The 13,651-nt window shown below is 69.2% G+C and carries 10 protein-coding genes; 6 read left to right on the top strand and 4 right to left on the bottom strand.

Translation table 11 applies throughout. From position 1 onward, the window contains the following. Positions 1–97: 97 nt before the first annotated feature. A complete protein-coding gene (locus OG331_RS34955) occupies positions 98–1,459 on the top strand; it encodes a glutamine synthetase family protein (protein ID WP_328428208.1) in 1,362 nt (453 codons plus the stop codon). A 53-nt stretch (positions 1,460–1,512) separates the two neighbouring features. Here the strand turns inward: OG331_RS34955 and OG331_RS34960 are convergent, their stop codons facing one another. Together OG331_RS34960 and OG331_RS34965 are read right to left on the bottom strand one after the other, a co-directional pair. Beyond that, positions 1,513–1,965 (bottom strand): VOC family protein, encoded by a 453-nt coding sequence (locus OG331_RS34960; protein WP_406203725.1) that lies wholly within the window; start codon positions 1,963–1,965, stop codon positions 1,513–1,515. Positions 1,966–1,976: 11 nt separating this feature from the next. Further along, a complete protein-coding gene (locus OG331_RS34965) occupies positions 1,977–2,489 on the bottom strand; it encodes a pyridoxamine 5'-phosphate oxidase family protein (protein ID WP_406203728.1) in 513 nt (170 codons plus the stop codon). Between the two features lie 172 nt (positions 2,490–2,661). Between OG331_RS34965 and OG331_RS34970 the strand changes: the two genes are divergently transcribed. Beyond that, positions 2,662–5,661 (top strand): bifunctional [glutamine synthetase] adenylyltransferase/[glutamine synthetase]-adenylyl-L-tyrosine phosphorylase, encoded by a 3,000-nt coding sequence (locus OG331_RS34970; protein WP_406203731.1) that lies wholly within the window; start codon positions 2,662–2,664, stop codon positions 5,659–5,661. Between the two features lie 72 nt (positions 5,662–5,733). On the opposite strand, the gene OG331_RS34975 is transcribed toward OG331_RS34970, so the two are convergent. Continuing rightward, complete coding sequence (locus tag OG331_RS34975) at positions 5,734–6,717, bottom strand: phosphatase PAP2 family protein (protein WP_406203734.1); 984 nt, start codon at positions 6,715–6,717, stop codon at positions 5,734–5,736. A 143-nt stretch (positions 6,718–6,860) separates the two neighbouring features. Then, positions 6,861–7,895, bottom strand: a complete 1,035-nt coding sequence (locus OG331_RS34980) for a LacI family DNA-binding transcriptional regulator (protein ID WP_406203737.1) — start codon at positions 7,893–7,895, stop codon at positions 6,861–6,863. A gap of 382 nt (positions 7,896–8,277) precedes the next feature. Between OG331_RS34980 and OG331_RS34985 the strand changes: the two genes are divergently transcribed. The 4 genes from OG331_RS34985 to OG331_RS35000 all read left to right on the top strand — a co-directional run bounded on the left by OG331_RS34985 (position 8,278) and on the right by OG331_RS35000 (position 13,420). Further along, positions 8,278–9,546, top strand: a complete 1,269-nt coding sequence (locus OG331_RS34985) for an extracellular solute-binding protein (RefSeq protein WP_406203740.1) — start codon at positions 8,278–8,280, stop codon at positions 9,544–9,546. A gap of 112 nt (positions 9,547–9,658) precedes the next feature. Then, positions 9,659–10,663, top strand: coding sequence for a sugar ABC transporter permease (locus OG331_RS34990; protein ID WP_362378025.1), 1,005 nt, complete (start codon positions 9,659–9,661; stop codon positions 10,661–10,663). A gap of 13 nt (positions 10,664–10,676) precedes the next feature. Beyond that, positions 10,677–11,585: a sugar ABC transporter permease gene (locus OG331_RS34995; RefSeq protein ID WP_406203743.1), complete on the top strand. Its 909-nt coding sequence runs from the start codon at positions 10,677–10,679 to the stop codon at positions 11,583–11,585. Between the two features lie 155 nt (positions 11,586–11,740). Beyond that, entirely contained in the window at positions 11,741–13,420 is a 1,680-nt protein-coding gene (locus OG331_RS35000; protein ID WP_406203746.1) for a glycoside hydrolase family 13 protein, read from the top strand. The last annotated feature ends 231 nt before the right edge of the window (positions 13,421–13,651 follow it).

Below are 13,651 nucleotides of genomic sequence, written 5' to 3' on the forward strand. Positions count from 1 at the left end.
GCCTGAAACGGTGTTGTGGTGTGATGCTCAGGTGCCCGACCGCCTCCCGCCGCACCGGAGACAGGCGGCCTGACCAGCAAGGATGGGGAAGCGCAAGATGGACAAGCAGCAGGAGTTCGTGCTCCGGACGTTGGAGGAGCGCGACATCCGGTTCGTACGCCTGTGGTTCACGGACGTGCTGGGTTTCCTCAAGTCAGTGGCCGTGGCCCCCGCCGAGCTGGAGCAGGCCTTCGACGAGGGCATCGGCTTCGACGGCTCCGCGATCGAGGGCTTCGCCCGCGTGTACGAGTCCGACATGATCGCCAAGCCGGACCCGTCGACCTTCCAGATCCTGCCCTGGCGCGCCGAGGCCCCCGGCACCGCCCGCATGTTCTGCGACATCCTCATGCCGGACGGCTCCCCGTCCTTCGCGGACCCGCGCTACGTCCTCAAGCGGGCCCTGGCCCGCACCTCCGACCTGGGGTTCACCTTCTACACGCACCCCGAGATCGAGTTCTTCCTGCTGAAGCACAAGCCCCTGGACGGCTCCCGGCCCACCCCGGCCGACGAGTCGGGCTACTTCGACCACACCCCGCAGAACATCGGCATGGACTTCCGCCGCCAGGCGATCACCATGCTGGAGTCGATGGGCATCTCCGTCGAGTTCTCCCACCACGAGGGCGCGCCGGGCCAGCAGGAGATCGACCTGCGCTACGCCGACGCGCTGTCCACGGCGGACAACATCATGACGTTCCGCCTGGTCATGAAGCAGGTGGCGCTGGAGCAGGGCGTCCAGGCGACCTTCATGCCGAAGCCGTTCTCCGAGCACCCGGGCAGCGGCATGCACACGCACCTGTCCCTGTTCGAGGGCGACCGCAACGCGTTCTACGAGTCCGGCGCCGAGTACCAGCTCTCCAAGGTCGGCCGCTCCTTCATCGCGGGCCTGCTGCGGCACGCGGCGGAGATCTCCGCGGTCACCAACCAGTGGGTGAACTCCTACAAGCGCATCTGGGGCGGCTCCGAGCGCACCGCGGGCGCCGGCGGCGAGGCCCCGTCGTACATCTGCTGGGGCCACAACAACCGCTCGGCCCTGGTCCGCGTCCCGATGTACAAGCCCGGCAAGACGGGCTCGGCGCGGGTCGAGGTCCGGTCCCTGGACTCCGGCGCCAACCCCTACCTGGCGTACGCCCTCCTGCTGGCCGCCGGCCTCAAGGGCATCGAGGAGGGCTACGAGCTCCCGCCCGGCGCCGAGGACGACGTCTGGGCCCTCTCCAACGCCGAGCGCCGCGCGATGGGCATCGAGCCGCTGCCGCAGAACCTGGGCGAGGCCCTGTCCCTGATGGAGCGCAGCGACCTCGTCGCCGAGACGCTGGGGGAGCACGTCTTCGACTTCTTCCTGCGCAACAAGCGCCAGGAGTGGGAGGAGTACCGCTCCGAGGTCACCGCGTTCGAGCTGCGGAAGAATCTGCCGGTGCTGTAGGGCTTCGCACAGGGCGCGGGGGTCGTGTTCACACCCCGCGCCCCTTCGCGGCGTTACTGCCCGCGCTCGTTCACCTGTTCCGTCAGGAGCTGGTGCAGCGGCTTCGTGGCCCTCTGGCGGTACTCCTGGATCGACCAGCCGTTGCCGTCGGGGTCCTTGAAGTACATGAAGGTGGCGCCGTCGTCGGGGGCGTACTGGACCGGCTCGGAGACGTCCAGACCGCGTTCCACCAGTTCCGCGTGGGCCGCCTTGATGTCGGCCACGCAGAGCTGGAGGCCCTGGTAGGCGCCGGGCTCGGGGACGGTCTCGCCCTTCGTCATGTCCCAGATGCTGTCCCCGAGGGCGATCGAACAGCCGGAGCCCGGAGGCGTCAGCTGGACGATGCGCATGCCCGGCATGACCTCCTGGTCGATGTCGACGTGGAAGCCGACCTTGTCCCGGTAGAAGTCGCGGGCCCGGTCGATGTCGCTCACGGGCAGCGGGATCACTTCGAGCGTGAAGTCCATTCCTGGTCCTCCTAGGAAAAACGCCAACGAGTCTGGCTGAACGGCTCACCCTTACCGAAGCCGAAAACCGTGCTCGGCGCCACCGAGTAGACGAAGGCGTGTCCCGCGCCGTGCCGGAAGCTGCCGTCCGCGACGTCGAAGTGCCAGAAGCTGCCGTACTTCGCCTCCCACCCGGCGGCCAGCTCGTGTAGACGGGCCTCGTCGGTGATCCGTACCGCCTCGCCCTCGACCACCAGGTCGTAGCCCTTGTCCCAGAGGTTCGTGCCGGTCGTCAGGACGAGGTGCGGGTTGGCCGCCAGATTCCGCGCCTTGCGCTCCTCCGGGCCCGTGCAGAAGTGCAGCGCCCCCTGGGACCAGACCGCCGGCAGCGGGGTCACATGCGGCCGCCCGTCCGGCCGCACCGTGGAGATCCAGAACAGCTCGGCCTCGGCCAGCAGCTTCTCCGCCTCGGGCCACGGGACCGCCGTGGCCGTCTCGTCGCTGTAGCGCGCATCCAGCCGGGTCTGCGGTTGCTTGTCGGTCATCGGACGGCCTCCAGATGTGTCGGCGGAATATGTCGTCGGACGTGTCCCTCGACAAGGAAGACCCCAGGGACCGCCCGAACTCATCGGCGCCACTGTCGGACTCTCCGGCTAGGCTCGACCGGGTACGACCTTGATCGGGCGCGCACGACCCCGATCGGACGGGAGGGCGAGCATGACGGCGCCGGGGCGCAGGAGCAGTACCTTCACGCGGCTGCTGCGGCACGGTTTCACCGACCCGTCGGACGCCGAGCGCCTCCTGGACAGCGACGAGCTCGCGCCGGTCAGGAACGACCCGGTCCTGCTGGAGGCCCTCGGCGCCACCGCCGACCCCGACCTCGCCCTGCACGGCCTGGTCCGGCTGCTCGAGGCGCAACCCGGCCCCGCCGCCCAGCGAGAGCTGGTGGACACGCTGATAGCGGCCAAGCCCCTGCGCGACCGGCTGCTCGGCGTGCTCGGCGCCTCCGCCGCGCTGGCCGACCACCTCGCCAAGCACGCCGGCGACTGGCAGGAACTGGCCATGTACGAGCCGCGGGATCTGCACCCCGGCGTGGAGGAGTTCGAGCGCGGACTCGCCGGGGCCACCGACCCGGTGTCCCTGCGCGTCGCCTACCGGCGCTGTCTGCTGTCCATCGCCGCCCGTGACGTGTGCGGCACCACCGACCTCGCCCAGACGGCCGCCGAGCTCGCCGACCTCGCCACCGCGACCCTGCGCGCCGCGCTCGCCATCGCCCGCGCCGCCGCACCGGAGGACGCCGCACTGTGCCGGCTCGCGGTGATCGCGATGGGCAAGTGCGGGGGGCACGAGCTGAACTACGTCTCCGACGTCGACGTCATCTTCGTCGGCGAGATCGCGGACGGCGCCGACGAGGCCAAGGCCCTGCGGTCGGCCACCAAGATCGCCTCGCACATGATGCGCATCTGCTCGGAGACCACCGTCGAGGGCTCCATCTGGCCGGTCGACGCCAACCTGCGGCCCGAGGGCAGGAACGGCCCCCTGGTGCGCACGCTCAGCAGCCACCTCGCCTACTACCAACGCTGGGCCAAGACCTGGGAGTTCCAGGCGCTGCTCAAGGCGCGCCCGGTGGCGGGCGACATCGACCTCGGTGAGGCGTACGTCGCCGCGCTGGAGCCCCTGGTCTGGAAGGTCGCCGAGCGGGAGAACTTCGTTCCCGACGTGCAGAAGATGCGACGCCGGGTCGTGGAGAACATCCCCGTCGCCGAGCTCGACCGCCAGCTCAAGCTGGGGCCGGGGGGACTGAGGGACGTCGAATTCGCCGTGCAGCTGCTGCAGTTGGTGCACGGACGGGACGACGTGTCCCTGCGCAGCGGCACCACGCTCGATGCCCTGCAGGCCCTCGCCGCGGGCGGCTACGTCGGCCGTGCCGACGCCGCGCAGCTCGACGCCGCGTACCGCTTCCTGCGCTCCATGGAGCACCGCATCCAGCTCTACCGGCTGCGCCGTACGCACCTGGTGCCCGAGGACGACGCCGACCTGCGGCGCATCGGCCGCTCCCTCGGCCTGCGCGCCGACCCGGTCGCCGAGCTGAACCGCGAGTGGCGACGGCACGCGAGCGTCGTACGGCGTCTGCACGAGAAGATCTTCTACCGGCCGCTGCTCGACGCGGTCGCCCAACTCGCCCCAGGCGAGGCCCGATTGAGCGCCGGGGCGGCGCGCGAGCGGCTCGTCGCGCTCGGGTACGCCGATCCGGCCTCCGCGCTGCGCCATCTGGAGGCGCTGGCCTCCGGCGTCAGCCGCAAGGCGGCGATCCAGCGCACCCTGCTGCCCGTCCTGTTGGGCTGGTTCGCCGACTCGGCCGATCCGGACGCGGGCCTGCTGAACTTCCGCAAGGTGTCGGACGCGCTCGGCAAGACCCCTTGGTACCTGCGGCTGTTGAGAGACGAAGGCGCCGCCGCCGAGAACCTGGCCCGGGTGCTGTCGGCCGGCCGGCTCGCCCCCGATCTGCTGTTGCGGGCGCCCGAGGCCGTCGCGCTGCTCGGGAACGGGGACGGCGGCAGCGGGCTGGAGCCTCGCTCGCGCGGCCATCTGGAGCAGGAGATCATCGCCGCGGTGCGCCGCGCCGACGGTGACGTCCAGGCGGTCACGGCGGCCCGTGGGGTACGCCGGCGGGAGCTGTTCCGTACGGCCGCCGCGGACATCGTCGACTCCTACGGCACCGAGACGAAGCCGCCCGAGGCCGACCAGGGGGCCCTGGTGGACCGGGTCGGGGCGGCGGTGTCGGGGCTCACGGCAGCGACGCTGGCGGGCACGTTGCGGGCAGTGGTGCGGGCCGGCTGGGGGGACACGCTGCCCACCCGGTTCGCGATCATCGGGATGGGGCGCTTCGGCGGGCAGGAGCTGGGTTACGGCAGTGACGCGGACGTCCTGTTCGTGCACGAGCCGCAGGACGGCGTCGACGAGCACGAGGCCGCGGTGGCCGCGAACCGGGTCGTCGAGGAGATGCGGCGGCTGCTGCAGATCCCGAGTGCGGATCCGCCGCTGCTGATCGACGCCGATCTGCGGCCGGAAGGCAAGTCGGGGCCGCTGGTGCGGACGCTGAACTCGTACGGGGCGTACTACCGCCGGTGGTCGCTGGTGTGGGAGTCGCAGGCCTTGCTGCGTGCCGAGGCGGTGGCGGGGGACGCGGATCTGGGGCGCCGGTTCATCGAGATGGTCGATCCGCTGCGGTATCCCGCGAGTGGGCTCGGTGAGGACGCCGTGCGGGAGATCCGGCGGCTGAAGGCGCGCATGGAGTCCGAGCGGCTGCCTCGCGGTGCCGACCCCAAGCTGCACACCAAGCTCGGGCCCGGTGGGCTCTCCGACGTCGAGTGGACGGTTCAGCTGCTTCAGATGCAGCACGGCTCGGCGGTGCCGGGACTGCGGACGACCCGGACCCGGGAGGCTCTCGCCGCCGCTTGCGGCGCCGGGCTCATCTCGGACGAGGACGCGGCGATCCTGGATGAGGCGTGGGTGCTGGCCACTCGGGTGCGCAATGCCGTGATGCTGGTGCGGGGGCGGGCCGGCGACACGTTTCCGTCGGATGCGCGTGAGCTGGCCGCCGTGGGGCGTTACCTGGGGTACGAGCTCGGTCACGTCGGGGACATGCTCGATGCGTATCGGCGTACCGCTCGGCGGGCTCGGGGTGTGGTGGACGAGCTGTTCTACGGCGGGTGACAGGTGCCTCCGGCGGCTGGGCCGGAGTGCCCGCGGCGGCCTGTGCGGTCCCGGTGGGGGTGTGCGTAGCGCCTAACGGTGCGATTGGGGTCGGGGCCGTGCCGGGGGGTGTCCGTCCTCGGTCGGGCGGTTGCCGTCGGCCGGGACGTGCCGTTCCTTGACGCCCGCCGCTGCGGGCGGACACCCCCCGGCACGGCCCCTGCCCGCCGTGGGCGATTGCGGGTCCGTGCGGGGTGGCGCCACTCGCCTGGGCAGTGCGTACGGCAGCTTTCCGTACCAGAGGCGGGCCACTGTGTAGCCGAACGCCAGGCAGATGAGGCCTCCCACCGCGTCCAGCCAGAAGTGGTTGGCCGTTGCGACGATCACCAGCAGGGTTGCCGTGGGGTAGAGGAGGCCCAGGACGCGGACCCAGGGGATCCTTGCCAGGGCGAAGATCGTCAGGCCGCTCCAGACGGACCAGCCGATGTGCATGGACGGCATGGCGGCGTACTGGTTCGACATGTTCTTCAGGTCGCCCGAGGCCATCGAACCCCAGGTGTCGTGGACCAGCACCGTGTCGATGAAGCCGGTGTTGGTCATCAACCGTGGGGGAGCGAGCGGGTACAGGTAGTAACCGACCAGGGCCACGCCTGTGGTGGCGAACAGGACCAGGCGGGTGGCCGCGTAGCGGCCGGGGTGGCTGCGGTAGAGCCAGATGAGGACGCCCAGGGTGATGATGAAGTGCAGCGTCGCGTAGTAATAGTTCATGCCGACGATGAGCCAAGTCACCGAGTTCACGGCGTGGTTGATCGACTCCTCGACGGCGATGCCGAGTTGGTGCTCCAGCTTCCACAGCCAGTCGGCGTTGTGCAGGGCCTCGGTCCGCTGCTCCGGGACCGCGTTGCGGATCAGTGAGTACGTCCAGTAACTCACCGCGATCAGCAGGACCTCGAACCAGAGGCGAGGGCGGCGCGGAGTGCGCAGTCGGCGCAGGGGGCCCCGCCCCGTCTCGTCCGCGACGGGGGGTAGAACGGCCGCTTCCCGGCCTTCCAGTGTCGTCACGGTGGTGTCACCCATGGGCACAGAGTCTGCCAGAAAAGACTTCCCCGACCGATCATCCTCCGGTCGGGTTCAGGACGCACGTTCTACGGCGGGCGTACAGATCCATACTCCTACCAACGCAGGGGAGGGGTCGGTCTATTCTCCGCCTCGCGGACGATTTAGGGACGAATCCTGTCACCGGGTGCCGAAGCCGTCGAACCCCGCACCACCAGTTCCGGCATGAACACGAACTCGCTGTGGGGGGCGGGCGTCCCGCCGATCTCCTCGAGGAGCGTGCGTACCGCGGCCTGGCCCATCGCCGGGACCGGCTTGCGGACCGTGGTGAGAGGCGGGTCGGTGAAGGCGATCAGGGGGGAGTCGTCGAAGCCGACCACCGAGATGTCCTTGGGGACGTCGCGGCCGAGTTGCCGGGCCGCCCGTATCGCGCCCAGCGCCATCATGTCGCTGGCGCAGACGATCGCGGTGCAGTCGCGCTCGATCAGAGCGGTGGCGGCGGCCTGGCCGCCCTCCAGGGTGTAGAGCGAGTGCTGGATCAGCTCGGTCTCGATGACGTCCGTCGGCAGGCTCAGCTGGTCCTGCATCGTGCGGACGAAGCCCTCGATCTTGCGCTGCACCGGGACGAAGCGCTTGGGGCCCAGGGCCAGGCCGATGCGTGTGTGACCCAGCGAGGCGAGGTGGGTGACGGCCAGGTTCATCGCCGCGCGGTCGTCGGGGGAGATGAAAGGTGCCTGGACCTTGGGCGAGAAGCCGTCGACCAGGACGAAGGGGACACCCTGGGCGCGCAGACGCTCGTAGCGCTGCATGTCGGCGGTGGTGTCGGCGTGGAGGCCGGAGACGTAGATGATGCCGGCCACTCCGCGGTCGCCCAGCATCTCCGTCAGCTCGTCCTCCGTCGAGCCGCCCGGCGTCTGTGTGGCCAGCACCGGGGTGTAGCCCTGCCTGGTGAGGGCTTGGCCGATGACCTGGGCCAGGGCCGGGAATATCGGGTTCTCCAGCTCCGGGGTGATCAGGCCGACCAGGCCCTCGCTGCGCTGGCGCAGGCGTACGGGGCGTTCGTAGCCGAGTACGTCGAGTGCGGCCAGCACGGACTGGCGGGTGGTCGAAGCGACGCCCGGCTTCCCGTTGAGGACGCGGCTGACGGTCGCTTCGCTGACCCCCGCCTGAGCAGCGATGTCGGCAAGCCGTGTGGTCACGGCACTGGACTGTACCGGCCGTATGTCGCCTTGCACACCAATCGGACGCCGTGGGCGACCTGTTGGCCGTCGCGGCCCGGGCTGCTGCGTCATCGCGCTCCCTCGTGAAAGTGATGGCAAGAGCTTGCAGAGTCTTGCACAACCCGCCTGCATGCCGCTCCACCGTTGAAAAGAAGCGTCTCATGGTGGTCGCCGAGCGGTCACACCCGGATAACTTCGACGTCCTCTTGCACTTTTTTTCTGCAAGGTCTTTCGTAAGTCTTTCAACGCTGTTACGTTCACGTCGCCCGGCGGCCGCAACGGCGCAGTCGGCAAGACAGCAGAGGGCAGGCAGACGGGGCCGCCCCTGCATCACACGGGCTTTCACCCTCAAGGAGATCTCATGCGGCGTGGCATAGCGGCCACCGCGCTGGTGGCGTCCCTCGCCCTCGCGGCGACGGCCTGCGGCGGAAGTGACAGCGGCGACAGCGCCGACGGGCCGGTCACCATCACCTGGTGGGACACCTCCAACGCCACCAACGAGGCACCGACGTACCAGGCCTTGGTCAAGGAGTTCGAGGCCGCCAACAAGGACATCAAGGTCAAGTACGTCAACGTGCCGTTCGACCAGGCGCAGAACAAGTTCGACACCGCCGCCGGCTCCAAGGGCGCCCCGGACATCCTGCGCTCCGAGGTCGGCTGGACCCCCGCCTTCGCCAAGAAGGGCTTCTTCCTGCCGCTGGACGGCACCGAGGCCCTCGCCGACCAGGCCAAGTTCCAGCCCAGCCTGATCGAGCAGGCCAAGTACGAGGACAAGGTCTACGGCGTTCCGTTCACCACGGACACCCTCGCCTTCGTCTACAACAAGGACCTGTTCAAGAAGGCCGGCGTCGAGGCCCCCAAGACCTGGGACGACCTGAAGAAGGCCGCCGCCAAGATCAAGGACAAGACCGGCGTCGACGGCTACTGGGGCTCCACCCAGGCCTACTACGCCCAGACCTTCCTCTACGGCGAGGGCACCGACACCGTCGACGCCGACGCCAAGAAGATCACCGTCGCCGGCGCCGAGGCCAAGAAGGGCTACGGCACCTGGCTGAGCCTCTTCGACGGCAAGGGCCTGCACAAGGCCGACACCACCGCCGACGCCTACGCCCACATCCAGGAGGCGTTCGTCAACGGCAAGGTCGCCGCGATCATGCAGGGCCCGTGGGAGATCACCAACTTCTACAAGGGCTCCGCGTTCAAGGAGAAGAGCAACCTCGGCATCGCCACCGTCCCGGCCGGCTCGTCCGGCAAGGCGGGCGCCCCGACCGGCGGCCACAACCTCTCCGTGTACGCCGGCTCCGACGAGGCCCACCAGAAGGCCGCGCTGAAGTTCGTGAACTTCATGACGTCGCAGAAGGCGCAGGAGACGATCGCGCTCAAGAACTCCACGCTGCCGGTCCGCGACGACGCCTACACCGCCGAGGTGAAGGCCGACCCGGGCATCGCCGGCTACCAGACCGTCCTCGCCTCCGCCCAGCCGCGCCCGGCGCTGCCCGAGTACAGCTCCCTGTGGGGCCCGCTGGACACCGAGCTGCTGAAGGTCGCCGGTGGCAAGGAGTCCCTCGACAAGGGTCTGAGCACCGTCGAGACCTCCATCGCCAAGCTGGTCCCGGACTTCAGCAAGTGACCCCGAGTGGCCGCCGGAACTCCCTGAACCATTGGGGGGAGAGTTCCGGCGGCCACCGGCCTGTGCGCCGTACACCCCCTGATCTGCCGAACTTCGAGAAGGTTGTCGAACCATGACAGTCGCCATCGACCGCGCGACCGGCAAGCGCCGCGGTGACCGCGCGCCGCGGCCCGGACTGCGCCAGCGCCTGAAGCACGGCTACCAGAAGCACTGGTATGCCTACGCGATGATCGCCCCGGTGGTGATCGTCCTCGGCGTTCTCGTGCTGTATCCGCTGGTGTACGGCTTCTATCTCACGCTCACCGACGCCAACAGCCTCAACTCGGCGCGCACGATCGGCGTCAACGAGATCGAGGCCACCTACAAGTTCATCGGCTTCGACAACTACGCCGACATCCTGTGGGGCGAGACGGCCTACGACCGCTTCTGGTCGCACTTCATCTGGACGATCTTCTGGACGGCGGCCTGCGTCACCCTCCACTACACGATCGGCCTGGGCCTGGCCCTGCTGCTCAACCAGAAGCTGCGCGGCCGCACCCTGTACCGGCTGATCCTGATCCTGCCGTGGGCCGTGCCGACCTTCGTCACCGTCTTCGGATGGCGGTTCATGCTCGCCGACGGCGGCATCATCAACTCGTTCCTGGAGACGCTCCACCTGCCGACGCCGCTGTGGCTGGAGGACACCTTCTGGCAGCGGTTCGCCGCGATCATGGTGAACACCTGGTGCGGTGTGCCGTTCATGATGCTCTCGCTGCTCGGCGGACTGCAGTCCATCGACTCCTCGCTCTACGAGGCCGCCGAGATGGACGGCGCGAGCAGGTGGCAGCAGTTCCGGTACGTCACCGTGCCGGGCCTGAGGTCCGTCAGCTCCACCGTCGTACTCCTCGGCATCATCTGGACCTTCAACCAGTTCGCCATCATCTTCCTGCTGTTCGGCGACACCGCTCCGGACGCGCAGATCCTCGTCACCTGGGCCTACTACCTCGGCTTCGGTCAGCAGCCGCGTGACTTCGCGCAGTCGGCCGCCTACGGCATTCTGCTGCTGGCCATCCTGATCGTCTTCACCTCCTTCTACCGCCGCTGGCTGAACCGCAATGATCCGCAGCTCGCGATCTGAGGCAGGAGTCCCCATGAGCACCACGACCGTCAAGACCACTGCTCCGGCGGACCAGCCCCCCAAGTCGCCGGCCGCACCGCGCGGGGTCCGCCGGGGCGAGAACAGCCGCAGGACGTCCGTCGTCTCCCACGGCATCCTGATCGTGGCGAGCCTGATCGCGCTGTTCCCCGTCGCCTGGCTGGTCTTCCTGTCCCTCGGCCCGGACAAGGACGACTACCTCCACCCCGGTGGCATCTGGGGGAAGATGACGCTGGACAACTACACGTTCGTCCTTCAGGAGACCAAGTTCTTCGACTGGCTGACGAGCACCCTGATCGTCACGCTGGGCACCACGCTGATCGGCGTCGTCATCGCCGCCACCACCGGCTACGCGGTCTCGCGGATGCGCTTCCCGGGGTACAAGAAGTTCATGTGGGTGCTGCTCGTGACCCAGATGTTCCCGGTGGCCGTCCTGATGGTGCCGATGTACCAGATCCTGTCCGGGCTCCAGCTCGTCGACAGCTACCTCGGTCTCATCCTCGTCTACTGCACGACGACCGTGCCGTACTGTGCCTGGCTGATGAAGGGCTACTTCGACACGATCCCGTTCGAGATCGACGAGGCCGGACGCGTCGACGGGCTGTCCCCCTTCGGCACCTTCGCGCGGCTGATCCTGCCGCTCGCCAAGCCGGGTCTGGCGGTCGCCGCGTTCTACAGCTTCCTCACGGCCTTCGGCGAGGTCGCGTTCGCGTCGACGTTCATGCTGTCCGACACGAAGTACACGTTCGCGGTCGGGTTGCAGACCTTCGTCAGTGAGCATGACGCACAGCGGAACCTCATGGCCGCGACGGCCGTGCTCATTGCCATACCTGTCTCGGCGTTCTTCTACTTCGTGCAGAAGAACCTGGTGACCGGCCTTACCGCGGGCGGCACCAAGGGGTGAGCCGAGCCGGCGGTGCCGCGATGGGTCGTCGGTTGTCAGAACCCGCCCCCTGAAACTCGAGGCGGCCGCTGTGGCCATCCGGCCCCGCTGTCATTGCGGCCGCCTCGTACCCCTCTACCCCCATGAACCGAACTCCGTTACGCATCAAGGACGCCATGAGCCAGCACTCCGCCGACCCGTCCGAAACCTCCGCCGTCGCCACCGTCGCCAAGCGCCGCGACTGGTGGCGGGACGCGGTGATCTACCAGGTCTATCCGCGCAGCTTCGCCGACAGCAACGGCGACGGCATGGGCGACCTGGAAGGCGTACGCTCCCGACTCCCGTATCTGCGCGACCTCGGCGTGGACGCCGTCTGGCTGAGCCCGTTCTACGCCTCCCCACAGGCCGATGCCGGCTACGACGTCGCCGACTACCGGGCCGTCGACCCGATGTTCGGCAACCTCCTCGACGCCGACGCGCTGATCCGTGACGCCCATGAGCTGGCGCTGAGGATCATCGTCGACCTGGTCCCCAACCACTCCTCCGACCAGCACGAATGGTTCAAGCGTGCCCTCGCGGAAGGACCCGGCTCCCCGCTGCGGGACCGCTACCACTTCCGCCCCGGCAAGGGCGCGGACGGTGCCCTCCCGCCCAACGACTGGGAGTCGATCTTCGGCGGCCCGGCGTGGACCCGGGTCACCGAGCCCGACGGCACGCCCGGCGAGTGGTACCTGCACCTCTTCGCCCCGGAGCAGCCCGACTTCAACTGGGAGCACCCGGCGGTCGGGGACGAGTTCCGCTCCATCCTGCGCTTCTGGCTCGACATGGGCGTCGACGGCTTCCGTATCGACGTGGCGCACGGCCTGGTGAAGGCGGAGGGGCTGCCCGACCTCGGGTCCCACGAGCAGCTCAAGCTGCTGGGCAACGATGTCATGCCGTTCTTCGACCAGGACGGCGTGCATGTCGTCTACCGCCAGTGGCGCACGATCCTCGACGAGTACGCCGGCGAGCGCATCTTCGTGGCGGAGGCCTGGACCCCGACCGTCGAGCGCACCGCCAACTACGTGCGCCCGGACGAGCTCCACCAGGCCTTCAACTTCCAGTACCTGTCGACGGAGTGGGACGCCAAGGAGCTCCGCGAGGTCGTGGACCGCACCCTGGACGCGATGCGCCCGGTGGGCGCCCCGGCGACGTGGGTCCTGTCCAACCACGACGTCACCCGCCACGCCACCCGGTTCGCCAACCCGCCCGGCCTCGGCACCCAGATCCGCACGGCGGGCGACCGCGAACTGGGGCTGCGGCGGGCGCGGGCGGCGACCCTGCTGATGCTCGCGCTGCCCGGTTCGGCGTACGTCTACCAGGGCGAGGAGCTGGGCCTGCCGGACGTCGTCGACCTGCCGGACGAGGTGCGCCAGGACCCGGCGTACTTCCGCGGCGAGGGCCAGGACGGCTTCCGTGACGGCTGCCGGGTGCCGATCCCGTGGACGCGTACGGGATCGTCGTACGGCTTCGGCACGGGTGGCAGCTGGCTGCCGCAGCCGCAGGGGTGGGGCGAGCTGAGCATCGAGGCGCAGACCGGCGACCCCGACTCCACCCTGGAGCTGTACCGCTCCGCGCTGGCCGCGCGCCGCGCGCAGTCCGACCTGGGCGCGGGCGACGCGGTGGAGTGGCTGAAGGCCCCCGAGGGGGTCCTCGCCTTCCGGCGCGGCGAGTTCGTCTGCATCGCCAACACCGGGGCGGAGTCGGTGACCACCCCGGCGTACGGCCGCGTGCTGCTCGCCAGCGGCGAGATCAGCGAGACCGACGGCGAGGCGAAGGTGCCGGGCGACACGACGGTGTGGTGGACGACGGTCTGACACATCATCAAATAGCTGAGGGCCCGCTGCTTTTCAGGCAGCGGGCCCTCAGCCTTTCCTCGGAGGACGTCAGAAGACGTCGTGCAGAGGGGCGGGTGGGTGCTTCAACACCTGGTGAGCGTGAGGGAGTTGAGGAGGGCGCGTCAAGGTTGCGGATGAAAGTACTTGCTATGACTTTCAACTCTCTTGCTGTAAACCTTTCGCGGCGGTACGTTCACGCCGGCGCCCGGC

Origin of the sequence: Streptomyces sp. NBC_01017 (assembly GCF_045162795.1) — a bacterium.
Lineage (GTDB): Bacteria > Actinomycetota > Actinomycetes > Streptomycetales > Streptomycetaceae > Streptomyces > Streptomyces machairae.